24 protein-coding genes are annotated in these 23,367 nt (G+C 32.4%); 4 read left to right on the plus strand and 20 right to left on the minus strand.

Annotated features, from left to right (window positions below; genetic code table 11):
* Positions 1 to 37: 37 nt before the first annotated feature.
* From CN601_RS15315 to CN601_RS15325, 3 genes are read right to left on the minus strand one after another with little or no spacing between them, the layout of a single operon-like run.
* Positions 38 to 622, minus strand: a complete 585-nt coding sequence (locus CN601_RS15315; protein WP_098171531.1) for a GDSL-type esterase/lipase family protein — start codon at positions 620 to 622, stop codon at positions 38 to 40.
* A gap of 4 nt (positions 623 to 626) precedes the next feature.
* On the minus strand, positions 627 to 2,102 hold the full coding sequence (locus CN601_RS15320; RefSeq protein ID WP_098117030.1) for a sodium:solute symporter family protein: 1,476 nt from the start codon (positions 2,100 to 2,102) through the stop codon (positions 627 to 629).
* Positions 2,099 to 2,287, minus strand: a complete 189-nt coding sequence (locus CN601_RS15325; protein ID WP_098117029.1) for a DUF3311 domain-containing protein — start codon at positions 2,285 to 2,287, stop codon at positions 2,099 to 2,101. Before CN601_RS15325 ends, CN601_RS15320 begins: the two co-directional genes overlap by 4 nt.
* A gap of 137 nt (positions 2,288 to 2,424) precedes the next feature.
* Between CN601_RS15325 and CN601_RS15330 the strand changes: the two genes are divergently transcribed.
* Complete coding sequence (locus CN601_RS15330; RefSeq protein ID WP_098171532.1) at positions 2,425 to 3,786, plus strand: sigma-54 interaction domain-containing protein; 1,362 nt, start codon at positions 2,425 to 2,427, stop codon at positions 3,784 to 3,786.
* A 61-nt stretch (positions 3,787 to 3,847) separates the two neighbouring features.
* Here CN601_RS15330 and CN601_RS15335 read toward each other — a convergent pair whose 3' ends face one another.
* From CN601_RS15335 to CN601_RS15350, 4 genes are all read right to left on the minus strand, one after another.
* Positions 3,848 to 4,942, minus strand: a complete 1,095-nt coding sequence (locus CN601_RS15335) for a tartrate dehydrogenase (RefSeq protein WP_098171533.1) — start codon at positions 4,940 to 4,942, stop codon at positions 3,848 to 3,850.
* A 15-nt stretch (positions 4,943 to 4,957) separates the two neighbouring features.
* The gene (locus CN601_RS15340; protein WP_373604980.1) at positions 4,958 to 6,400 is read right to left on the minus strand and encodes an aldehyde dehydrogenase family protein; all 1,443 of its coding nucleotides are present in this window, start codon (positions 6,398 to 6,400) and stop codon (positions 4,958 to 4,960) included.
* Positions 6,400 to 7,485, minus strand: a complete 1,086-nt coding sequence (locus CN601_RS15345; RefSeq protein ID WP_098171534.1) for an aromatic ring-hydroxylating oxygenase subunit alpha — start codon at positions 7,483 to 7,485, stop codon at positions 6,400 to 6,402. Before CN601_RS15345 ends, CN601_RS15340 begins: the two co-directional genes overlap by 1 nt.
* A gap of 485 nt (positions 7,486 to 7,970) precedes the next feature.
* Positions 7,971 to 9,266 (minus strand): VTT domain-containing protein, encoded by a 1,296-nt coding sequence (locus tag CN601_RS15350; protein WP_098171535.1) that lies wholly within the window; start codon positions 9,264 to 9,266, stop codon positions 7,971 to 7,973.
* A gap of 238 nt (positions 9,267 to 9,504) precedes the next feature.
* On the opposite strand from CN601_RS15350, the gene CN601_RS15355 reads away from it, so the two are divergent.
* Complete coding sequence (locus CN601_RS15355; RefSeq protein ID WP_098171536.1) at positions 9,505 to 10,476, plus strand: LCP family protein; 972 nt, start codon at positions 9,505 to 9,507, stop codon at positions 10,474 to 10,476.
* Between the two features lie 401 nt (positions 10,477 to 10,877).
* On the opposite strand, the gene CN601_RS15360 is transcribed toward CN601_RS15355, so the two are convergent.
* The 4 genes from CN601_RS15360 to CN601_RS28015 form a co-directional block, all read right to left on the minus strand.
* A complete protein-coding gene (locus CN601_RS15360; RefSeq protein WP_098171537.1) occupies positions 10,878 to 11,585 on the minus strand; it encodes a DUF6320 domain-containing protein in 708 nt (235 codons plus the stop codon).
* A complete protein-coding gene (locus CN601_RS15365) occupies positions 11,585 to 12,841 on the minus strand; it encodes an alcohol acetyltransferase (RefSeq protein ID WP_098117022.1) in 1,257 nt (418 codons plus the stop codon). Before CN601_RS15365 ends, CN601_RS15360 begins: the two co-directional genes overlap by 1 nt.
* Before the next feature lie 179 nt (positions 12,842 to 13,020).
* The gene (locus CN601_RS15370) at positions 13,021 to 13,824 is read right to left on the minus strand and encodes a DUF4097 family beta strand repeat-containing protein (protein ID WP_098117021.1); all 804 of its coding nucleotides are present in this window, start codon (positions 13,822 to 13,824) and stop codon (positions 13,021 to 13,023) included.
* A 697-nt stretch (positions 13,825 to 14,521) separates the two neighbouring features.
* Entirely contained in the window at positions 14,522 to 14,647 is a 126-nt protein-coding gene (locus CN601_RS28015; RefSeq protein WP_373604981.1) for a hypothetical protein, read from the minus strand.
* A 121-nt stretch (positions 14,648 to 14,768) separates the two neighbouring features.
* On the opposite strand from CN601_RS28015, the gene CN601_RS15380 reads away from it, so the two are divergent.
* Positions 14,769 to 15,551, plus strand: coding sequence for a MerR family transcriptional regulator (locus tag CN601_RS15380; protein WP_098171538.1), 783 nt, complete (start codon positions 14,769 to 14,771; stop codon positions 15,549 to 15,551).
* Between the two features lie 387 nt (positions 15,552 to 15,938).
* Here CN601_RS15380 and CN601_RS15385 read toward each other — a convergent pair whose 3' ends face one another.
* The 9 genes from CN601_RS15385 to CN601_RS15425 form a co-directional block, all read right to left on the minus strand.
* A complete protein-coding gene (locus CN601_RS15385) occupies positions 15,939 to 16,448 on the minus strand; it encodes a DinB family protein (RefSeq protein WP_098117019.1) in 510 nt (169 codons plus the stop codon).
* A 271-nt stretch (positions 16,449 to 16,719) separates the two neighbouring features.
* Entirely contained in the window at positions 16,720 to 17,271 is a 552-nt protein-coding gene (locus tag CN601_RS15390; protein ID WP_098171539.1) for a 2'-5' RNA ligase family protein, read from the minus strand.
* Positions 17,272 to 17,292: 21 nt separating this feature from the next.
* Positions 17,293 to 17,793 carry a GNAT family N-acetyltransferase gene (locus tag CN601_RS15395; RefSeq protein ID WP_098171540.1) on the minus strand — a complete coding sequence of 167 codons (501 nt, stop codon included), beginning with the start codon at positions 17,791 to 17,793 and terminating at the stop codon, positions 17,293 to 17,295.
* A gap of 191 nt (positions 17,794 to 17,984) precedes the next feature.
* On the minus strand, positions 17,985 to 18,281 hold the full coding sequence (locus CN601_RS15400) for a hypothetical protein (RefSeq protein WP_098171541.1): 297 nt from the start codon (positions 18,279 to 18,281) through the stop codon (positions 17,985 to 17,987).
* Positions 18,282 to 18,453: 172 nt separating this feature from the next.
* Positions 18,454 to 18,747, minus strand: coding sequence for a hypothetical protein (locus CN601_RS15405; RefSeq protein WP_098117016.1), 294 nt, complete (start codon positions 18,745 to 18,747; stop codon positions 18,454 to 18,456).
* 222 nt (positions 18,748 to 18,969) lie between these two features.
* Positions 18,970 to 19,536, minus strand: a complete 567-nt coding sequence (locus CN601_RS15410; RefSeq protein WP_098171542.1) for a 5' nucleotidase, NT5C type — start codon at positions 19,534 to 19,536, stop codon at positions 18,970 to 18,972.
* 15 nt (positions 19,537 to 19,551) lie between these two features.
* On the minus strand, positions 19,552 to 20,649 hold the full coding sequence (gene ribD, locus CN601_RS15415) for a bifunctional diaminohydroxyphosphoribosylaminopyrimidine deaminase/5-amino-6-(5-phosphoribosylamino)uracil reductase RibD (RefSeq protein WP_098171543.1): 1,098 nt from the start codon (positions 20,647 to 20,649) through the stop codon (positions 19,552 to 19,554).
* Positions 20,642 to 21,403 carry a GTP cyclohydrolase II gene (locus CN601_RS15420; RefSeq protein WP_098171544.1) on the minus strand — a complete coding sequence of 254 codons (762 nt, stop codon included), beginning with the start codon at positions 21,401 to 21,403 and terminating at the stop codon, positions 20,642 to 20,644. Before CN601_RS15420 ends, ribD begins: the two co-directional genes overlap by 8 nt.
* A gap of 73 nt (positions 21,404 to 21,476) precedes the next feature.
* Positions 21,477 to 22,571, minus strand: a complete 1,095-nt coding sequence (locus CN601_RS15425) for an FAD-dependent monooxygenase (RefSeq protein ID WP_098171545.1) — start codon at positions 22,569 to 22,571, stop codon at positions 21,477 to 21,479.
* Positions 22,572 to 22,734: 163 nt separating this feature from the next.
* Between CN601_RS15425 and CN601_RS15430 the strand changes: the two genes are divergently transcribed.
* Positions 22,735 to 23,049 carry a winged helix-turn-helix transcriptional regulator gene (locus tag CN601_RS15430; protein WP_098117011.1) on the plus strand — a complete coding sequence of 105 codons (315 nt, stop codon included), beginning with the start codon at positions 22,735 to 22,737 and terminating at the stop codon, positions 23,047 to 23,049.
* Positions 23,050 to 23,367 lie beyond the last annotated feature (318 nt).

The raw sequence follows: 23,367 nt of genomic DNA on the forward strand, positions 1-23,367 counted from the left end.
GGATAGCTAAAGACTGCTATCCGTTTTATTGGTATTTTTAGAACTCTTTCATTGTTTGATATGCCTGTTTCGCTAAAGCAATATGACCAAGTTCATTTGGATGTACTCCGTCAGTACCTTCGAAAAACTCAGTCTTCAATTGTTGATGCTGTTGAAATGGAATTCGAAAATCAATTAGATTAAAATGATTTATTTCAATCATTTGCTCAATTCGTTCGGCTAACTCTTTGGCTTTTAAAACAAATGTTTCAAAGCCAGCAATCGGTTCCCATACTTCTTTGTGATTGATATTTTCTAAATGAATTGGTGGATGGATTGCTATAATAGGTTGAATATTGTTGTGTATAGCTTGTTTGACCATTGAATAAATGTTTGACAGTATATAGTTTAAATCAACATTCCACCATAGATCATTTCCACCAGAGCAAATAATTACATGTGATGGATTGTTTAATACGACATCATGGTAGAATCGTGATAGCATTCCAGTGCTTGTATCACCTGAAATCCCTTTATTTATTATCTCGACTGATAATTCGTTTTGAAGTACAGCTGGCCATGCATTAACTTTTGCTATCCCTAAACCTTCTGTAAGACTATCACCTAAACAAATAATCTTCATACGCTCACCATTGTTCCTTGATCGCTTTTTGACCTACTCGTGGTCTTACTTTTACTAAATATGTAATTCCACTTACACCAAACATAAAGATGATATTAATCGTAAATGCAATAAACCCTGGATCTAAATCTTTTAAAAATTGAGGTGCATGAGGGAATAATGTACCGAAGCTCGTATTTTTAATTGTTACGTATGCTACTGTAATTAATCCGGATAGTATTCCCGCTACTGCTCCTGTTTTTGTAACTGGATTACGTTTTAAGAACGTTACAATTAAGGCAGGGAATAATTGTAAGACGAAACTATATGCCATTAATAAAAGAGAAAGCATTGTTTTTCCACCATAAAAAGTAAATAATAAAGCGATTAAAGCGATGATTGGCACTAAGATTCTAGTAAGTCCAGCTAACTTCGCTTCACTTGTATCTGGTTTAATTGCTTTATATATATTTTTTGAAAGTAATGTTGAAGCCGTTAATAATAACAATGAACTCGGAACTAATGCTGCTAGTAAACCTGCTGAACCAATTACACCAATAAACCAAGGTGGGAGTGTTGCTTTAGCAATTGAGAATAAAACTAGATCAGTTCGTCCTCCTGGTATATGTGGCATTTGTAAAAGTGCAGTAAAACCGATAAACAGGATGAATACCATCAGTATTTGATAAAGAGGAATCAGTGCTGCATTTTTTCGTAATGTTTTGGAATCTTTGGATGATAAACTCGCTCCAAAAACATGTGGCCACATGTATTGACCAAGTGCAATAATTAAGCAAACTGATACATACCAAGAAATACTATAACCAGACTTAGGTAGAAGTAAGAATCCAGGTTTAGCAGCATCTAATGTTTTAAACATCGGTTCAACTCCACCGTAATAATGGACTGGCAAATAAATTCCTAAAACTAATATCGTAATAAGCATCAAAATATCTTTTAGTATCGCCGTAAATGCTGAACCATGTATTCCTGAGATATAGACAAAGATTGTCACGACAATAACGCCAATCCATACTGCTAAATTCGGTGAAATGGCACCGTATGAAGCTTCAGATACAATTATTTTTATACCGTTTAATTGGAGAACCATATATGGAATAATGGAAACGACCCCAACGATAGCAACAAGTAGACCTAAAGATTTACTATTATATTTTTTAACGAAGAAATCAGGCTGTGTTAATAAATTATGTTTTTTCGCATAACGCCAAATATGGGGTAAAATCCAAAATGGAATAATATAAGTAACAGCACAGAAAATATAGATTACTGGTCCGCCCATTGAATAAGATGCACCACTTGCTCCTAAGAAAATAAATGTAGTGAACATTTCACCAGCCATTAGAACGAACATGACAATACTACCAAAATTACGATCTCCAACTACCCAAGATTCCAACTTCATTTCTCTTCCTCTTCGGGCACGTATTCCTAAAAAAAGTGCAAATAGAAACGTAATTCCAATTAATAGAATGCTCATTGATTTTCCTCCTGTTTCTCTAATATTGCATTACTAATAAATAGACAGATTGAAGTGATGACTAACCAACTCGCAGACCAAAATACAATAAATGGTAATCCTAAAATGTATGGCTCCACACGATTTACAATCGTTAATGACCCTATGAAAGCAAAAATAGTTAAAAAAATGGCAAATAATTTCATCCTATTTCCCCCTTACCCTCAAATAGTTGATTATTTTTAAAATTCTGCAAATAATTTGTAGACTTATGTTAAACTCTTTTTGTAAAATAGTAAAATATTAACCTTTAATTGTAAGCGCTTAAAAAGGAGCATACATTATGAACAGTTATTCTAATCTTACAGAAATACTAGAATTCGATAAAGAAGTGTTGTTAAACATTTTAAACTATTCTTCTGATGAAATTTATATTTTAAACCGAAATCTTGAAATCATTTATGTTAATAAGATGTGTGAACAACATTATGGTTTACGTCAAAACGAAATTATAGGAAAACATAATGATATTTTCTTAGAAAAAGGATATTGGACCCCTTCAATTATTCCAATCGTTTTGGAGAAAAATAACACAGTCACAATTAATCAAACAACTCATACTGGTAAAGAGCTTGTCACGACAGCTATTCCAATCTTCAATCCTATTAATAAAAACTTGGATTTCATTTTTATTACTTCTCGCGAAAAAAATTATATTTCTATTATTCATAATAGCACTCATGAACTTAGTTCGAGTGAACATTTGCATTCTAATGGATTTATAACATGTGATGACGAAATGACAAATATCATTGATTTTAGTAAAAAAATAGCCCCTGTTGATACAAATATTTTAATTCAAGGTGAATCTGGAACAGGAAAAGGGGTTCTCGCAAAATATATCCATGATTTAAGCAACCGGAAAAACGGTCCTTTTCTTGCTATCAATTGTGCAGCAATCCCAGAAGAGCTATTAGAATCAGAACTATTCGGTTATGCTACTGGTGCGTTTACAGGTGCTTTAAAAAATGGAAAAATTGGCTTGCTCGAAACTGCAAATAAAGGAACAATTTTCTTAGACGAAATCGGTGAAATATCCTTAAAATTTCAAGCAAAATTGCTCCAAGTACTACAAGATCGTAGCTTCTTTTCAGTAGGTGGTCGAGAATTAAAAAGGGCTGACGTTCGTATTATTACTGCGACGAACCGTAATCTATTGGAAATGGTAAAATCAAAGCAATTTAGAGAAGATCTATTTTATCGTTTAAACGTAATTGATATTCAAATTCCCCCACTTAGAAAAAGAAAAAAAGATATTCCTTTACTAGCCGATCATTTTTTAACTAAGTTCAATCATAAATACAAAGTTAGTCGCTCATTTTCATCAAATGTAAAAAGCGCTTTTGAAGTATTTCAATGGCCAGGTAATATTAGGCAGCTTGAAAATATAATTGAGAGACTTGTTATTACTAGCGATTCAGTCATTCGATTGTCTGACTTACCATCACAATTAATTCCTGATGATCAATCTATCTCAATCTATGAGGAGAATTCATTAGACAATATTTTAGAAGAAACTGAGAAAAAAATGATAATCGAATCTTATACAATTCATAAGAGTTCTCGAAAGGTTGCAAAGGATCTCGGATTAAGTCAAACAAAAGCAAATAAATTAATTAGAAAATATTGTAAAAATGAAGATTAAATCAAAAGGGAGATACTCCTGAAGTATTTCCCTTTTGAATATTAGGTATCATTTCTTTTCGTTAATTTGTTTGTGTATGTAACACACTCATTCTTGAGGCAACTATTTCAACGATTCGATCCCCTACCTCTGATGTAGTTGATGCCCCTCCTAAATCAGGTGTTAAATATTTGTTTTCTATTAATAATTCTTCAATCGCATTAAGAATTAACTTACCATACTTTTCATATCCGAGATAATCAAGCATTTGGCTTGCTGACCAAATTGCAGCGAGCGGATTGGAAATCTGTCTACCTGATATGTCTGGTGCTGAGCCATGAATTGGTTCAAACATTGACGGATATTCTCTCTCAGGATTGATGTTTGCTCCAGCTGCAAGACCCAAACCTCCAGCGATGGCTGCACCTAAGTCTGTTAAAATATCTCCAAATAAATTAGAAGTCACGACTACTTCAAACCGTTTCGGGTCTTTGATCATAAGCATTGCAGCTGCATCAACAAGATAAGAGTATGTTTTTACTGAAGGATACTCTTTACTTACTTCTTCAAATACTTGATCCCAAAATACCATTGAGTAATTTAAAGCATTAGCCTTACTAATACTTGTTACTGTTTTCCCCTCTTTTAGGGCCACTTCAAACGCATAGCGAATGATCCGCTCTGTACCTTTTCGAGAAAAGACACTATTTTGTATAACTACTTCATGTTCTTTTCCTTTATACAGCCAATCACCTGCTCCTGCATATTCACCTTCCGTATTCTCTCGGATAAATAACATATTTATATCATCGGTTTCTATATTATTAAGAGGACACGGTGCCCCATTTAATAGCGTTACAGGTCGTATATTCACATATTGATCAAAGCTTTTACGAATTTTTAATAACAAATCCCATAATGAGATATGATCTGGTACACCAGGAAATCCGACCGCTCCTAAATAGATTGCTTCAAATTCCTTTAATCGGTCAATTCCATCATCGTCCATCATTTTTCCAAATTGTGCGTAGTATTCACATCCCCAAGGAAATGATGTAAATTCGAACGTAAAAGAAGCATCGAGACTTGCTATTTTATTTAATACTTTCATTCCTTCATTAATCACTTCTGGACCTATACCGTCCCCTGGAATAACCGCTATTTTATGTTTTTTCATATCAGTTCTCCTACTTTAGTTTTGATTCCAAACAATTAGCTTCAACTCAGTCATTTCTTCTACTGCAAACTTTATTCCTTCTCTTCCTGTTCCACTTTCCTTTACACCACCATATGGCATATTATCAACTCGAAAAGTTGGAATATCATTAATGATGACCGCTCCTACATGCAGTTCATTTGAGGCAAGTAATGCATTCGACACACTATCCGTATAGATTCCAGCCTGTAAACCATAGCGCGAATTGTTTACATGAGAAATCGCTTCTTGAATTGATTTCACTTTGCTAACCGTTACGATTGGAGCGAAAACTTCCTGACATGAAACTTTTAAGCTAAATGTACAATCCGCAATGATTGTAGGCTCCAAAATATTTCCTTGCGCTTTACCACCTGTAAGGATATTTGCATTGCTCTGTTTTGCTTCTTCGATCCAGTCTAACGCCCGATCTAATTCATCAGGTGAAATTAATGAAGAAAGATAAGTTTCATCATCAAAAGGATTACCAAGTTTTAGTTTTTTCGTTGCTTCTACGAATTTGTTCGTAAATTCCTCATAAATCTCTTCATGAACAAATACTCTCTGTAAGGAAATACATACTTGACCTTGATTTGAAAAGGCCCCCATTACACAACGATCAATAATATTATCAACGTTCGTATTTTTATCAATAATAACAGCAGCGTTTGATCCAAGCTCAAGTGTTGTTTTCTTTAACTTCGCCTTATTTCTAATGTTAATCCCTACACTCGTACTTCCAGTAAACGTAACCATATTTACTCGCTCATCTTCAACAATCGTATCTCCAACTGTACGACCCGGACCTGTCACAACATTTAAGATTCCGTCTGGTAAGCCAGCTTGCTTGAATAATTTAGCAATAAATAATGCCGAAAGTGGCGTTTGAGATGCCGGTTTTAAAACGACAGTATTACCAGACGCAATAGCTGGACCTACTTTATGTGCTACTAGATTCATAGGAAAATTAAACGGAGTAATCGCTCCAATAACACCGATTGGATTTCTTACTGTATACCCTACTCTTCCTACACCTCCCGAAGCAGCATCGAATGGAATTGTTTCGCCATGAATTCGTTTTGCTTCCTCAGCTGCAAATTTATATGTTTCTATTGTTCTTGTTACTTCTCCCCTTGAAAACATTATTGGTTTTGCAGTTTCCTTTGTAATGATTTCAGCAGCTTCATTAAAATTTTCTTTTAATAGCAACACGACATTTTCAAGAATTTGTGCCCTCTCAAATGCTGGCATTCTAGCAAACTCGTCTTTTGACTGATATGCTACTTCAATTGCCTGTTCTGTTTGTTCTTTTGTAGCAACAGCAATCTCTGAAATAACTTCTCTTGTAAATGGAGAATACAAATTTGAATACTCAGATGTTTGTACTTCTTCCCCATTAATAAATAAATATTCTTTCATTGGACTTACTTTGTTCATCATCACTCTGCCTCCAGTGCTTTTAAGACAGTCTCATGGAACTGAACAATTGCTTGCTCTGAAGAAGAATAATGGCCTTTATTAAATGCTCGTGAGCGGAATCCAACTTGCTCTAATTCAACTAACTCAACATCTTCATTTCGTACTATTTCAGCAAATTCAACTAAGTCTTTTTCTTCCTGTGTTAAGTTTTCATCTCTAAAATAGTAAGTGTAAATTCCAAGTGTTGTCTCATGATCGACCGGGACCATTTGGATCGTAGCAATATTTCCTGGTCCTGGATAAATAGTCATCATTAAATTCGGCCATAACCAATAGAACGTACCACCTTGCATTTCTACTTCATTAAAATCTAATGAACCCATTTTCTTATTTGCTTTCACAACAGAACCTTGAACAGAATAATTCTGACATGTAATAATTTGATAGTCTTTCATATCTAAAGTAGCCACAAAGCTTGGATGTGCTATATGACAATGATCACATTCTAAATAATTATCAATAAACGCTTTCCAGTTTGCTTTAATTACTCTAGATTTACTGCTCGTTCTTTTTAACTCACTTAAAAATGAGAACTTACTTAGCTTTTCAAAAAAATCTCCATACGTCTCGATTAATGACGTAGCATGATCATCTAAATTAACAAAAATGAATGATTCAGCAATTTCCATCCTCACAGAACGTAAACAAGCATTTGATACACAAGCTAAATCTTCCCCTTTAAAATTAGGTGCTTTATTTAACTTACCATCTAAATGAAACGTCCATCCGTGGTAAGCACATTGTAAAATTTTCTTATTTCCACTTTCATTTTTCTCTAGCTTAGTTGCTCGATGTGGACAAACATTATAAAAAGCTCGAATAACCCCGTCCTTATCACGTGTTACAATAATCGGTTCACCAGCTACTTCAGCTGTAAAGAAATCCCCTAAATTTTCTAATTGGCTAACATGCCCAACTAACTGCCAAGTCTTTGAAAAAATTTTCTCTTGCTCTTCCACCAAAACCTTCGGATCAGTGTATAAATCATAAGTCAACGTTCTCTCAAAAATTTCAGTCGTTCCATTTTGTACTTTGTTAAAAGTCATTAGTAATTTCCCCTCTCATTTCCCTATTTCTTTCCCCTATACCATTTATATTGCAATAACCATGCCAAAACTAAAGAACCCCAACAAAACAACATTTATTGATTCAAAACGACTCAAATGAATAAAATAAACGAATCGGAAACAACTCGATTGAGTTACTTTCGATTCGTTTATTTGAGTTGAAGCTTTTAGCTATTAATCAGGTAAACTTTCTTTAAAAATAGCTCTGTTAAGTTAAAACGTTGTTTTTTGAACAAAAAAAGGTTATCTAATTAGACAACCTTTGGAACTCTTATGCAACTAAAGCATCAGCTAGTTGAATTACATATTCATAATCCATACAATTTTATCGTAAAGGATTTTTGCCACAAAAATGAATTGGCCTATCTGGTACACGATGAAATCTTTATACATTGCATGAATGCTACAAGTCTACTGTCAGCATTAAGATCATCAATTGGAAGCGATAATATTCAACTTAAATTTTAATCAACTTTATTTTGAATTAGCCTAAAAAGTTCGAGTAACACTAAATTTAAAAATAGCCAAGTTGCTCCGAACGTGTACCCTGCCAATACATCACTTAGCAGACGAATTGAAAAATATACGTTAGCTATACCCATCAAAAATAATAGTAATAAAAAAATGAAGGGCAGAAAAATACGGAGGCTTTGAAGATTAGTTTTGGTCAAATGGCGAACTAAAATGAAAACAAAAAATCCGTAAACCAAAACTGACATAAATGACTGCTCATTCGGAAATCCAAGATTCAACAATGAACCTAAACTTGGCTTTAAATAGTGAAAAATACTAATTAAAATCTTTTTAAGTAACACTCCTCCAATAATAGTAGATAAACAAATTAAACTTTCTAACAATAAATCTCGTCTATTTAAAAAAAGTACACTGAAAGTTACGAATGAAATGACTAATAAAAACAATGGGGTTTGGAGGAAGAGTAACCCGTTCATCACCGTTTTCCAATCTTCATTAAATAATGTACGTATTAAATATCTACTAACCTCATTTAATTCATTTAACTCATTATTTAAATATTCCTCACTTAATCCTAGTGTAGAAATAAACATTAACAAAAAAACTGCAAAGAGACAGAATATAAAAATTTCCATTCTTCTTAATGTAGTAAAAAATTTTGACAGGGATGAAATATAACGATTAATAAATGATTTAATAAACAATTTGTATCTTCTAGTTAAAAAAATTATCAAAATAAATATTATGAGAGAAGTTATTCCAATTCCTAAATACTTACTAGCGGAATGATGAAACTTGTCCCACTCTGGACCTAAAATTTTCCCAAGGGTTACGAATGTCACTCCCCATAAAAATGCACCAATATACGCATTACGAGCAAATGTTAAATATGGCAATTTGGAAATACCAGAAAAGTATCCAGTAAAATGCCTAACACCTGGGATAAAAAAAGCTAATATCAGTAATTTATTGCCATGATGATCAAACCACTTTGCAGTCTTTTGATATTTTCCCGGTCCAAAATGAATATACTTTCCATACTTTTGAATAAGACGATAACCAAATTTATTACCTATTAAATAAGATAAACTAATACCTATTATAGCCCCTAATACTGCTAACAATATGGATAAAAAATAATTCATTTTGCCTTGAAATACTAAATATCCTGAATAACTCATGGTAAGTTCTCCAGATATAGGTAATGCTAATAGTTCAAGAAGGTTTACTAAGAATATCAATAGGTAGCTATGTTGACCTATTAATGTAATAAGAAGTAAAGCCATTTTAATACTCCTTTCTTCGAAGGTTTTAATGGATATAAATAATCAAGTTTAGCTTTTAAACAAAGGTGATTAAATTGCATTAGAAATTGATCTTTTTGGTTTATTCATTAAAAAAATTTAACCAAATCTGTATTGTAAAACTTTAATGTTTAAATTATGCTAATCATATTTCATCTTAAATATTCTGATTCAAATCAAAGAATATACAAAAATCTCAAAAGGAGCTCTTGCTAAACAAATGAAAGAAAAGCCTAAAAAAATCAGAAAAACAAAAAGAAAGTCTCTTAAAATATTGCTGTTGCTAGTTATAATTCTTATAGCATTTATTGGATATAAGGGAATAAAAGCATACTTTAAATTACAAAATGCTACTCAGGGTGAAGTTATTCACTCAAGTATGCGTAATCAAGAATTAAAAGATACTCAACCGTTTTCCATTTTGTTTCTAGGAATTGAAAACTATGCAACAAAAGGTCAAGGGGGTAGAACTGACTCAATTATTTTAGTAACAGTTAATCCTAAAGATAATACAATACAAAAAATGAGTATTCCTCGTGATACTTACGTGGAAATTCCAGATCAAAAAAGAAAATCTAAAATTAATGGTGCATATAATAGTGGTCTTCAATCAACTGTCAATACAGTAGAAAACTTTTTACACGTCCCAATCGACTATTATGTTACTGTAGACTTTGGTGGTTTTAAAAATATTGTTGATGAAGTTGGTGGAATTAATGTTGATGTTCCATTTGATTTTTGGCAATATACTGATACTAAACCACGCTATAAGGTTTACTTCAAAAAAGGAAATCAACATCTGAATGGTACAGAAGCTTTAGCCTATGCTCGAATGAGAAAGCGCGATCCCCGTGGTGATTTTGGACGTGAAGAACGTCAACAACAAGCCATGCTAGCAATTATCGATAAATTAAAGTCTCCCAAAACTTTATTTAAAATAGATAAATATGCAAGTGTATTTAGTAAAAATGTCACAACAAATATGAGCTTGTCTGAAGGCTTATTTTTATTCAATGATATGAAAGAAACTAATCCTAAAAACATAACGACATTAAAATTGGATGGAAAAGACGATTATATTGACAGGATTTACTATTATATGCCTGATCAAACTAGCGTAAATGCTATAACAAGTAGTTTGAGAAATCATCTTGAGCTTGATAAATCGCCAGCTAATTCTAATTCAAAATAAGTGCACATTTCATAAATTTACTTATTTACCTCTTTTCTTTAATAAATTAGTTTAAATTTTGATACATTTAACTTCTAGAAGCATAAATATGTGAATCCAGAATCAAATAGAGTTATAAAAGGAATATCATACTTGGCTCTGTTAAATTCTTGCTTTTTAAGTAAAAGAAAATGACCACAAAAATTTTTGTGGTCATTTTCTTATGTAACTAATGCATTAGTTAGTTGTATAAGAAAAATTTCAATACACCTTTGGTTTCTCAAATATTAACCTCATATTTAAATAAACGTATCCATTATCTTTCTTGTTATTTTGTGATGAGGATAAACGTCAATCTTCCCTTCGACCTCTAATTCAATTGGATACTTTTGTCATGTTCCACTTGTGAATTGAATAGAAAGTTAAAAATGAAATTTGCTTTTCAATATTTCTTTCCATTTATTTGGAAAACCATAGGAGAGAACTAGACAAACTGTACCAATAGATAAAAAGACTTTTATATCCTCAATAGACCTTGAAAAGGTATAGGGACGGTTAATATATTGTCCTAATATAAAATCGATCCATACTGTTAAAATACATACGGATATGGTAATTATCCCCACAAAAGCAAGCCATCTTTTTTTGTTCTTTTTATAAAACACTTTGTTCAGCCAAATTAAAGTAACGAACATTAAAAAAATAGGAACTGCTATAGTAAAAGACCAATTTATTTGTTCATCTACCATATCTAATGCAAGTAATAAACATGTAGCTGTAATACTTAATATCAGAGTTTTCCTTTTAATTTTCTTAGAGAAGACATAAATTACAATCCAAAAAGAAATGACTGAACTGCTACTATATAGAGACCATGTTAAAGTTCCAGCTAATATAAAATTAATTAATGTAGTGATGAAAAGAGCTAAAAGAGCACCTACGCTAAAAATACGAAAAATTATTTTTAGTATGTTATCTCTTACATTTTCATACATACTGTAATATTGTGGAAAACCATTATCTTTAAGAAGCTGTTTATCACTAGAAACTTTAGGAATATAGGTAAAGCATAAAGGGCAAGGTATTTGGTCCCTCTCTACTTGAATACCGCACTTTGGGCAATAAGCCACTAAAATCCACTCCGATTAGATTCTATTTTCACATGAATACCATCTTTTTTAAGTTTTCTAAAGAACTCCCGTTCTACAATACGAATATCAGATATATTTCCGAAAGTGATATACATGAAAGAACCATAACTAATAATTCCGGCTTTTATTTTATTACCTACACTGGGGGGTGGATAGAATTCAAATCGTTCAATAAAAGGTTCTATGTCCTTATTCAGAGATACTACTCCTAAATTAGAGATGGAGCTTGTATACAAACTTTCCCCAAATTTCGAGTGTATAATAGGTGCCAATTGGTCCTTAATTGTAAGTGGTAAAAGTCGTAGCAAGACATTTTTTTCTCCTCGAACATTTCGAGCAATAAGTGGTTTCAGTTGTTTGTTGTTTAAATATCGTTTAAATTCTATTTCAACCTTATGGACAATCTCATGAAATTTGTATTCTCCTAAACGAGGATCAATTGTTATAGGTATACTAACAAAGAAATTGCGGAGAGTTTGACTTTCAAAAAAATTCCGCAAGTTAACAGGTACATTTATGGTAATAGGTTTAGGTTTATCTGCTAGCTCAGCTTGAATTTCGATTAATACCTCTATGTATTTAGATATTATATAAGTGGTAATGCTTATGCCTTGATGTTTGGCTAACTGTTTTATTTCGCCTATATCAATCTTTCCTGTAGTAATATGATATACGCCCTTTTTATCAAACTTAAATGGGAGTTTGTATGCATAATCAAGGGTTTCTTGCCAGCTTGGTACATTTTCTTCGTAATATGTAGAAAAAGAATCTTCAAACTCTAAGCTATTTCTATTTTTCGTTTCCATTTGCAAATTAAGAGATTGTTTCCTTATTACATAATAAGTCACCAAGTGTTTTAAAAATTCAAGGGCTCCCGTACCGTCTGTCAACATATGTGAGACTTCAAAAGAAATTCTTCTATTATAATACAAAATACGATAGGGTAATTTATTATGACTGTTAAAAAACAGATTAGAACAAGGATAGTAATGCTCATTTGAAGCAATTGGAATTTCATTCGTTTTTTTAAAGTAATTCCAGAAAATCCCTTTCTTTACGATTACTTTAAATAGAGGTAGTTGTTCTAATGTTTGTTCAATAGCCCATTGTAAAATTTCAGGATTAACAATGCTTTTAAGGTTTACTGAGAGTCTAAAAACCGTAGAAACTCTCGATGTAACAGTTGAAGCATATAGCTTTCCGGCATTATCTAGTTTGTACCACTCTACTTTCATTGTTAACTCCTTTGCATAAAAAAGACTCTAAAAGTTTTATTCAATGAATATACACAATTAGTGATAATGGCAAAAATATAGACAAAATCCTCAACTTCAATACTTCAGATCTATCGGATCCAAAAAGATTTACCGTTGAGGATTTTGTATCAGACAGTTTTAATTAATAGCAAAATTGGTTACTTAACAAATTCGAGATTTATGTCTCCATTATTTGCACCTACGTCCAATGTCTTATTCCCACTTTTTTTATTTTCAGGTAGATTATTTTTACCCTTAGAAGCCTCACTAAAAATTTTAAATACATCATACGAACCTATCACAGACCCGGTAATATCTCCATCTTTCGTTCTCAATTTCAACGTATCTCCCACTGCCACATTTGATACCTTGATATTACCTTTGGTAATTGTTGCATCAATGGAATCTTTTATATTTACATCATTCAATTTTATATCGTCATTTTTGGTCTTCATTTTCAATTTTTTGTTAGCCGTTACGTTGGTAAGTTCTATTTTCCCTCCATTTGTTATAGTTTCAATAGAACCATCTATTTTTAAGTCAGTTAAAACAATATCCCCTTTGGAGGTTTGAATCTTAACTTCACTAGTAATACCATTTGGAACAGCTATCTTTACAATATGATGTTCTTCGTCTGTTTGGAATCCTACATAGTCTTTCCAGTCTTTATCAGTTACTAACTTCATTACTAACTCATCATTGTCTGAAACATGAATATCATAGGATTCCTTATCACTTTCGAAATAAGTTATATGAATATCATTGTCTTTTGATTCTTCTAATTCAACCTTTCTCCCTTTGTCAGACAGAGATATTTGCTTTATACTTTCTGCTTCTACAGAATAACTTTTCTTTTCGTATGAAACATCAGAATCTGAATCTGTTGTACAAGCAGAAGCAAAGATCACTACTGATCCAAGAGCAACAGTCACAGACAAAAGATTTTTAAAATATTTTTTCATAACTTATGGTACCTCTTTCTATATTATACGAATTTAATTTTTATACTTGGTGAGCAATATTGTAAATAGCTTTATATACTAGGTATTCAGAGATGCGTGTATCTCGATAGAATCCCTACTTAGCTTTTCAAAGGAGTTATGCTGTAAGTGAAATCATTATTGCACCTGCAATAATAGGTTTAAAAAATTTAATCGTTATTATACCCCCAATAATCTCTAAGTAGTAATTTCATCTTGTATGCAGTAGAACCATGATAGTGAAGGTGCGCTGTCGCATGTTTATCCTCTATTCAAGTATAGGCTGTAAGCTCATCCTTTTTATTTCGACTTAACAAGATATATCGGAAGCGCATTTCACCTTTATGGTATAACCATCTTTGATTCTTTGTTAAAGGATATTATTAAAATTTATCATTTAAATCTTTTTGCGACTAACTACCAAAACACATAAAACATAAACAATCGCAGATACCGCTAGACAACTTATAATTTTCCTCTCTTGATATACCAATTTTCACCGATTGTCGAAATCTACCTAACAGTTCCATTTTCCGCTCGTTTAAAATGATATGCTTTGCCTCACTGGTCACAGCCATTCCGAACCCACGCTTTTTGTAAAAGTATCCCTTTTCCGTGATTTTAGTTCCCATTTACAACAAGGTTAGTCATCGCTTGATCATTCACTAAAAAAGGGTGATCATGTGAGTATATTTCTAACGTCTCTTTCAATTTCCACGCTGTCCTTTATAACATGAAATGAACCCTTTCCATCAAAATAGCCACTTTCTATACGTACTTCTTCTTTAGCTTCTATCTTTTTCATTTGTTTTAATCCTTCTTATTTAACCTCTCTTATTTTGTTATTTCACACCATTGCGATTTTCTCAGTTCAATGATATACTCCACTTTAAATCTTTGTGTTACAAAAAGGTCAAGAGGGAATTATGAATAATTTATACACAATTAAGCAAGCAGCAGAAAAAGTTAGCACGACTAGTGAAACCTTGAGGCACTATGACCGTATAGGTCTGGTAAAGCCATGCCATAAAGATGAACTAACTGGATATCGATATTATTCTGAGCAGGAGCTAGTACAACTTCAAACAATTGAACTTCTTAAAACAATGGATTTAACTTTGACGGAGATAAAAGACATTTTGCAGCAGAATGATCTCCCTAGAGTTATAGCACTTTTAAAACAGGCAGAAATAAATGCAGATGAGAAAATCGTTCGCCTGCAATTCGCAAAATCAAGGATTAAACGTGCCTATACAGATTATGAAAATAAGTTAAATAACCTAGATAACAAAAATGGGGATTTCTTTGTCAAACATATATCAAAAAGAGTTATCATGCTCTCAAATAAATTGGAATACCCTACATTAGATAATTTAAGGAACTATCACAATCATTTTTATAACCAAATTGAAGAACCGTTGCAATCACAATTTTTGTTTGAGGATATGGCAGGAATGATAACAACATCAGAAAAAACACGATTGTTTGCAATTTGCTTAAAATATCCATCTCGAGAAGGGCTAACAATACTACCAGAAGGTAAATATTTATGTGGTAATTGCACCGAAGAAAATAAGGATAAGGTATTGCAGAAATTACTTCAAAAGGCAAGGACAGAATTTGGTGTGTGTCCAGATGTTGTTCTTCACAGCATTGTAATAATTGGGATTTTGCAGTGGAATTATCAGATACAACTTCTCATACAGTGAGTGTAGCTGTTCATCTTAATAGTTTTACAAAAAAATAAGAGCTTTACTACATTTTATACGTAGCAAGGCTCTTTAAAGTAGGTTCAAATAAAAAACACTGGTTTATCTACCCCATTTAAATTACTTATGTTTCTCTTGTGCGAATTCGATGGGGATGAGTTTAAAAACCCGAACCAATTTGTGAATCTTTTCACTTAAACTAATCTGCCATTTAGTTGAACAAGTACGCCTCGTTTTCACGTGAAAATTTAATACAATCTAGTTTGCATAAACACCGTTATCGGCAATAAAAAAAGGACTTTCAACAGGAAAGATCCTTTTTTTGCTGCTTCTTCAACTAACGCACCCTAAATGAGAAGTTAGGTTTTTTCATTAATAGAAAAAGACTTATAAGTATTTATCACTAATCACTTTCATATGGTGTAATTCGTGCCCGGCAATGCCATATGCAATGATACCTATCGAAACTGGCTTGTTCATTACAGTTCCATTACGATCCCACGCTACATCATCAATGGTTGAAATAAGGCTTAACGTGTTGGAGCGTACCGTGTCTAAACCAGCTAGTAGCTGCTCCCAGGATAATTTATTGAAGTTTGCCGCAGAAACATATTGATCCTGATCCATTGCTGGGAGTGGTGCACTTTCATTTCGTGCAATGGCAAGCATTCGATACGACATCACACGTTCCGAGTCGGTCAAATGCCCAATCACTTCTTTTAAAGTCCATTTCCCTGGTGCGTACGCCTTCCTTGATGACTCCTCTGATACGCTGCTTAAAAGGGTAATGGTATTAGTTCGTTGCTTACTAAGTATTTCTTTAATATCTCCATCAGGCACAAGACTAACATACCTAGCATTCTCTGGATTTTCAATAGATAATGGTCGTGGACGCACAAGAATCCTCCTCATCGGAATTGTTAATTTTGGTTCTAGGCTAATATTCGACTGTCAAGAGGATTTTTCCTTTATTTGGTATTTAATTTCATTACCGCAAAATAATTGCAAATTAAACAATTTTATTATCTCTGTACAACTGATTTATGCAGTTAACATAATACAGATATTAATGGATTAATTCACTTTTTATTTCACTAAACTGACATTTAGTTACTCAAGGAAATCAATAATCTACTTTAACAGAGACTTAAAAATAAAAAACCCGCAATCATTTACGAGTTTTTGCATTTAATGATTTTGAATAAACGATAGGCGCATTATGCTTATTAACCAACTCAATAACGCCAATCTCCTGTATTTTTCCAACAATTATTTCATTTCGATATAAACAAAAATTATATGCTTCTACTAATTTATCCGGTGTCAAACGGTTTGCTAGAGTACAATGCGGTACCTCGCTATCAGGTAAATACATGGACTTTGGATTATCATTAAATTGTTTAAACTGAGCGTGAAAATTCTCATGAAACTCTATCAAAACTTTTGTAACAATTGGTGAATAATACAATATCCCAGTGTTTAAAAATGAGCCGATTGAATTAAGAGTAATATTTATTTCCGACTCATTCTCATAAATTGCATCCAATTGTGAAGTGAACTTTGATAAATCTAGCTCATGGTAACTAGCCAAAGTAATATGCGGCTTGCGATCCACTACTTCATCAGCATAGAACGAAATCGAGTTTTCTCTTAACTCTGACCATATATTTCTAATAATTTTTTCGGTTTTTTCATCAAATAATGCGACAACTCCGTACATTGTTTCTTCCTCTTTCCAAACTTATATTAGGTCCATATGCATTACAAAAAGCTCACCTTTTTTCCCCATTACTCTTACGCCTTTATCAACAAATCCACTTTTTAAGTAAACATGCTGTGCAGCGATATTTTTATGGTTTACACCTAAAATGATTTCATTTTTTTCTGGAAAATGTACTCTCACAAAATCAGGCAATAATTTTAAAGAATGTTTCGCAATACCTTTCCCTTGAAAATTAGAATCAATTGAATAAGCCCTAAGTAAAATAGCATCTACGTTATCGCTATATTGCTGAACACCTTCCCAACCATGCAATACAAAAAATCCGGCTACTTCGTTATTGCTTACGATTACGATAGCATGACGTTCTTCCTCTAATTTACATATTTCTAAATTATCGATCGGTAATCCAGTAAACTTTAAGTGCTCATCCGTTAAATAATAGTTCTTTAACTGCTCGTCAAATCTTGAATCGTAAAACTCCAAAGAAACTGCAGTAGCTGGTGATATAGAATTAGTCATGAAAAAATCCCCCAATAAAAATAGAATTATAAGAATAGTACAATAATTGCGGACGAATATCCATTAATAATTATTCAAACTTCATTAAGTATTTATCGAGGATTCAACTACTCTATGTATACTTTTATAAACAAAAAATCACCTCTACGTGGTTTTTCCTTAGAAGTTTTCCTTAAATACTATCTAAATATTTACTCAAATTGCTCTGGATATTTTTGCTGAAAGAATGTTAATAAATCGCCTTTTTTAAGTATTAAATGCAAACAAATTTGCTGGCTAATTGCTGATTTTAAAACAAGCTTATTGCAAAACTGACATTTTTCTTTTTCAATAAATGCATGTTTAATAGACAAAGGAAATAAAGTTTCTTGTTTTCCGGCTAATAAAATATAACCTTGATGATTAATTGAGAAGCTTACTTTAAAGCCATCGTACCCTCCAAGCCTACTAATTTTCACGTTTTGAAAATCTAATTCTTGAATAATCATGCAAAATAGCACCTCCGTTTTCAACAAAATATATGATGAAATGCTATTTTTATGTCTAATTATTCTTAAATATTTTCATAAAAAAATAAAAACTACCTAAAAAGTAGTTTTTTATCTCGTTTTCACTATGAAATTTATTATTCACTATAGTCGACGATTGTCTAATACAAATTTAAAATTGCTCAGAATACTTTTCTTGGAAATAAGCTAACAACTCTTTTCTTCTATTAAATAAAGTAGGACAAACCTGTTGACTAATATTCGATGGAAAAACTAATTTACCGCAAAGCTGACATGTCTCTCTTTCACTAAAAACGTGAATTAAATTCAAAGGAAATAAGATTTTTGTTTTACCAACTAAAAGCACATAGTTTTGATGATTGATCGAAAATCTAATTTTATAGCCTTTATAATCAGTATGCTTTGAAATATGTAGATTTTGAAAATCAAATTCAAGCTTTGTCAATTTGGCTAGCACCTCCAAAATTAAGATCAGATAGTGAGTAAACTTTTATTTTCTATTTCCTATATTTTATTATTGTTTTTTAGTAAAGAGTATAAATGAATCTATTATTTTTTCATATATCATCGAAAAAAGATTTAATAATTCTAGAATTTGCATTTCAGCTCTTACAATATTATAAAAAAAGAGCACCTAAAAGCTTTAACTCATAGGTACCCTCATCATTTAATTCTGTTCAATAATATCTTTTATTTCAGACCAACATGTAATGCGAGGAATATCTAACTCTCGATTATATGATGTGTCTTTTAAATATACTTTTAAAGTTAATTCAGAAAGTGTATTCAAAATTGCTGGTTTATCATCAAAATAGTAATCTAAATCTAATTCTTTTATAATGTGAATTTTTTCAGAGTCTTTCATGCCGCAATAAAAGCGATCTTGATGAACTGGAAATCCATTTTTTATTAACCATTCTTTTGTTCGGTCGCCATATTCTTTATTTCTAGCAGTCACATAATAAATTTCATGGCCTTGTTTTTCTAATTCTTGTAATGTTTCTACCGCATAGGGAAAAGGGGGACAAGTAGTAAAGTAGGTTTCTTCTAAATTACTGTTCCACATTTGGCCACCTTCTTCTGCCGTTAAGCCAAAAGCCTCATGAATTTCAACTGTCTTTAGTTCATTGTAAACTTCTATCGGAACATTTTTATTTAATTTTTTATTATAAATTTGAAAAGCATGCTGTCTTAAATCAATTAAAGTATCATCAATATCGAATCCAAATCTCATTTTAATAGTCCTTCCTCATGCTATTGTAAATTTTGGATAACCAATGAATTTATAATCAGGACCAATTTTTGTTATTTGAAGATCATTCAGTTCGATGGCTTGTCCCATCTTATCAATTCCTGTACCTTCTAAAAATGTAGGTGCACTTTTTCCACCTATTAACTTAGGAGCTAAGTAGACGATCACTTTATCAACTAGTTTCTCATTCATAAAAGAAGCATTCACTTCTCCGCCACCTTCAACTAACAATGAAGAAATTGAAAGTTCCCCTAGGGTTCTTAGCATTTCTTGTAAATCAACTCGGTTTACATCATTCGTAACAAATACTTTTACACCCAAGTTTTCTAATTCTATTTTTTTCTGTTCAGAATGTTTTTGACTTGTGAAAATCCATGTTTCAGCTTGTTGATCGATTACAACTTTTGAATCTAATGGAATTTTTAAAGTTGAATCTAGTATCACTCGAACTGGGTTACGTCCGTTTGGAATTCTAGTAGTTAATTCTGGATTATCTTTTACTACTGTATTAACGCCAACTAAAATCGCACCAATTTCATTTCTTAATTGATGAACATCATTTCGAGCTTCTGCGGAAGTAATCCATTTACTATCAGATGAATGCGTAGCAATCTTCCCGTCTAAAGTAGATGCAGATTTCATTACAACATAAGGAATATTTTCAACGATAAATTTATTGAATACTTCATTCATTTTAATCGATTGCTCTTCACAAACTCCGGTAATTACTTCAATTCCAGCGTCTTGAAGGATTCTTATTCCTCTTCCTGCTACTAAAGGATTTGGGTCGAGTGTAGCAACTACAACCTTTTTTAAGCCTGCTTTCACGATTGCTTCTGCACAAGGACCAGTTCGTCCATGGTGAGAGCAAGGCTCAAGCGTTACATAAATCGTTCCACCTATTGCTTTTTCTCCTGCCATTCTAAGTGCATGAATTTCAGCATGTGGTTCCCCAGCTTTTAAGTGTGTTCCAATTCCAACGATTCGATTATCGTTTACGATAACAGAACCAACTAATGGGTTCGGATCAGTCTGACCTTTCGTCGCCATTGCATTTTGAATCGCTAGGTTCATATAAAATTCATGATTACTCATGCGAACGTCCTCCCTTAAAATGACCCGAACGAACAATTTTAGTTTCTAAGTATTTTTCATTATACTTTGATTTGTCTCCCCATAATTGAATTCTTCCAGACACATTAGCTCCAGAGCTTTGAAGAGCATCCAATTTACGAGGGTTATTTGTAATTAAAGTAACCGGTTTTGAGCGAAGCGTTTTTAATACTCGAATCGCATCCTCATAGTTTCTTGCATCATCCACGAAACCTAACTCTTCATTTGCTTCAACCGTATCAAATCCTTGCTCTTGAAGAACATATGCCATCGCTTTGCTAAATAAACCGATTCCTCTTCCTTCATGATTTGCTAAATAAAATAAAGCTCCTGATTCATTTGAAGAAATCATTTTCATCGCTTCTTTTAATTGGAATCCACAGTCACAACGTTTGCTTCCAAAAATATCACCAGTGTGGCAAATACTATGCATTCGAATTAAAGCTTCCTCCGAATTCTCAAAATCACCATAAACTAGTACACTTGATTGTTGCATTTCTGCTAAGTTTGAAGAAGCTAATTTACTAATAATTTTTTCCGTGTTGTATGATCCATCACTACAAAAATCACCTTCTATATCTTCACATCGAAGCCAACTATACCATTGGAAAAGAACCGTTTCCCCATCTAAATTTACTGGCAGTTTAATAGGTCCAACTAAATAGATTGATTTATCGTTATTTTTTATTACATTAATTTTCTCTTTTAATAATGAAACTACTTTTTCGTTAATCATGTTAAGTTTCCTCCAAATTCATTACATCATTTACTAGCTATTTTTTAAAATCTACTCAAATCATCAAATTATATTATAAAGTTACATCAAAATTATGTTTAAATGAACTTTCTTGTAATAGTTGTTGCTCTTGCAAGCGTTCAACTTCTTTTCGTCTAGCATCTTCAAATTTCTTCAAATTAAATGTACTAATATCCTTATTTTGCACTGCTTCTATTATAATTCCCGCCAGAGTATCTGCATCTTTCATTGCAATGTTTACACCAAGAGCAGCAGTAGGGCTCATCGTATGTGCAGCGTCTCCCATAATGATTAGTCCATCTTTAACCCAAGTTTTACTTCGGCTACTTTGAACATTTAATAATACAAAATCGCTCCAGGAATTTATATGTTTCTCGACCGTTTCAGTCAGTTCAGGAAAAGCCTCGACTAGCTGATTTACAAATGGTTTAAAAGAATTTTTTCTTAACTTAGTAAAAGAGCCTTCTTCAATATTCCATCCAATTTGAATATAGCCTCCCGCTTGAGTAAATAAAGCTAGCTGTTGGTTATTAATTAATGTTAGTCTAACAGTTGGGTCCCAACTAACAGGTCTAGGAACTTTAGCCCAAAGTAAATCATATCCATGTTTAATAATGTCCGTTGGTATATTGGCTAATTTGCGGATTGTAGAATATCGTCCGTCTGCACCTATTATGATTGAACTATTGATCGTTATTTCAGTATCATTCATAATTGCTTTTACACCAACATAGCGTCCATTTTGATCTTCTATTAATTTTGATACACGTGTACCCATTAAAAGCTGAAAGTTATCATATTTTTTTGCTTCTTTTAAAATAACATTAAGCAAATGGTTTTGTGGAACATGAATACCAACATGTTCAGAATCTGGTGGCGGAAAAACACTTTTAATTAGTTTGTTCTCGCTCCAATATTCAACACGATCCATAAGCAGTAAACCGTATTCTTTTACCTTTTCATATAGACGATGTTTTTTTAATACTTGTTCGCCTTCAGAATTTAAATGTTCACCTCTAAATTCCTTATCAATTCCATTATGTCGTTCCACTAAAACTGTTGAAATATTATTTTTTGCAAGTAAATATGCTAATAGGGCTCCACCTGGTCCAGCACCTACAATACATACTTCTGTATTCACATTCATGATATTGCCCCTATTATTTATTTTCGTAAAAAAATATCTAGTTACTTTATGTAAGTAAGTTTAATTTAGTAAATAACTTACGTCAAGTAATAAATTTATGTATAGTAAGCTTGTTATTCATACTATTTTCGTTATAATATGGTTATAGGTGAGGTGGTTTTTTATGGATTTTTCTTTATTATGCCCTCGGTTTGAAAAAAGCGTAGAATTAATTAGTAAACGCTGGGCAATTCTAATAATTTTTCAACTTCTTTCTGGAACACAACGATTTTGTACAATCGAATCAACATTACCAATTAGCGGGCGCGTCCTTTCGGAAAGATTAAAAGATTTAGAACAAGCAGGAATTGTAAAGCGACATGTTTATCCTGAAACTCCAGTTCGAATCGAATACTCTTTAACAGAAAAAGGCCTTGCTTTAGAGCCAGTTATTAAGGAATTAATGAAATGGTCTCAAGATTGGATATCGATCGATTAATAAATTTTTTGCTTCGCCTTAAAGTTATTTTTTAGAATTCAATTGCACATAAAAGGGATGTCTCAGTTAGGTTTCTAACTTGTGGACATCCCTTTTTTTATTTGGTTCAGTTTTGATTTTTGAGCCACTATTTTACTTTAACGATTAACTGATAAAAATACGAACACTGCGTGAACATTATTGATGTAGTTGTGAACTTTGTTCATAAAGTAATGATTTTCGTGCATAAATTGGATTATTTGTGCATATTCCATAGTTTTTTGTTCATAACACGATTTTTTTGTGCATAAGTGGATTGGACCAGGAAATGGATCCTTT

This window comes from Bacillus sp. AFS017336, from assembly GCF_002555445.1.
Taxonomy (GTDB): domain Bacteria; phylum Bacillota; class Bacilli; order Bacillales; family Bacillaceae_G; genus Gottfriedia.

What these genes read in the sequence shown, in the direction of transcription:
- CN601_RS15325 (WP_098117029.1), bottom strand. Translation starts at nt 2,287, where the DNA reads ATGAAATTATTTGCCATTTTTTTAACTATTTTTGCTTTCATAGGGTCA.
- CN601_RS15330 (WP_098171532.1), top strand. Translation starts at nt 2,425, where the DNA reads ATGAACAGTTATTCTAATCTTACAGAAATACTAGAATTCGATAAAGAA.
- CN601_RS15340 (WP_373604980.1), bottom strand. Translation starts at nt 6,400, where the DNA reads ATGATGAACAAAGTAAGTCCAATGAAAGAATATTTATTTATTAATGGG.
- CN601_RS15365 (WP_098117022.1), bottom strand. Translation starts at nt 12,841, where the DNA reads ATGAAAGTAGAGTGGTACAAACTAGATAATGCCGGAAAGCTATATGCT.
- CN601_RS15430 (WP_098117011.1), top strand. Translation starts at nt 22,735, where the DNA reads ATGGATTTTTCTTTATTATGCCCTCGGTTTGAAAAAAGCGTAGAATTA.
- CN601_RS15380 (WP_098171538.1), top strand. Translation starts at nt 14,769, where the DNA reads ATGAATAATTTATACACAATTAAGCAAGCAGCAGAAAAAGTTAGCACG.
- CN601_RS15335 (WP_098171533.1), bottom strand. Translation starts at nt 4,942, where the DNA reads ATGAAAAAACATAAAATAGCGGTTATTCCAGGGGACGGTATAGGTCCA.
- CN601_RS15420 (WP_098171544.1), bottom strand. Translation starts at nt 21,403, where the DNA reads ATGATTAACGAAAAAGTAGTTTCATTATTAAAAGAGAAAATTAATGTA.
- CN601_RS15395 (WP_098171540.1), bottom strand. Translation starts at nt 17,793, where the DNA reads ATGACTAATTCTATATCACCAGCTACTGCAGTTTCTTTGGAGTTTTAC.
- CN601_RS15320 (WP_098117030.1), bottom strand. Translation starts at nt 2,102, where the DNA reads ATGAGCATTCTATTAATTGGAATTACGTTTCTATTTGCACTTTTTTTA.
- ribD (WP_098171543.1), bottom strand. Translation starts at nt 20,649, where the DNA reads ATGAGTAATCATGAATTTTATATGAACCTAGCGATTCAAAATGCAATG.
- CN601_RS28015 (WP_373604981.1), bottom strand. Translation starts at nt 14,647, where the DNA reads ATGAAAAAGATAGAAGCTAAAGAAGAAGTACGTATAGAAAGTGGCTAT.
- CN601_RS15370 (WP_098117021.1), bottom strand. Translation starts at nt 13,824, where the DNA reads ATGAAAAAATATTTTAAAAATCTTTTGTCTGTGACTGTTGCTCTTGGA.
- CN601_RS15400 (WP_098171541.1), bottom strand. Translation starts at nt 18,281, where the DNA reads ATGATTATTCAAGAATTAGATTTTCAAAACGTGAAAATTAGTAGGCTT.
- CN601_RS15315 (WP_098171531.1), bottom strand. Translation starts at nt 622, where the DNA reads ATGAAGATTATTTGTTTAGGTGATAGTCTTACAGAAGGTTTAGGGATA.
- CN601_RS15355 (WP_098171536.1), top strand. Translation starts at nt 9,505, where the DNA reads ATGAAAGAAAAGCCTAAAAAAATCAGAAAAACAAAAAGAAAGTCTCTT.
- CN601_RS15410 (WP_098171542.1), bottom strand. Translation starts at nt 19,536, where the DNA reads ATGAGATTTGGATTCGATATTGATGATACTTTAATTGATTTAAGACAG.
- CN601_RS15350 (WP_098171535.1), bottom strand. Translation starts at nt 9,266, where the DNA reads ATGGCTTTACTTCTTATTACATTAATAGGTCAACATAGCTACCTATTG.
- CN601_RS15390 (WP_098171539.1), bottom strand. Translation starts at nt 17,271, where the DNA reads ATGTACGGAGTTGTCGCATTATTTGATGAAAAAACCGAAAAAATTATT.
- CN601_RS15345 (WP_098171534.1), bottom strand. Translation starts at nt 7,485, where the DNA reads ATGACTTTTAACAAAGTACAAAATGGAACGACTGAAATTTTTGAGAGA.
- CN601_RS15425 (WP_098171545.1), bottom strand. Translation starts at nt 22,571, where the DNA reads ATGAATGTGAATACAGAAGTATGTATTGTAGGTGCTGGACCAGGTGGA.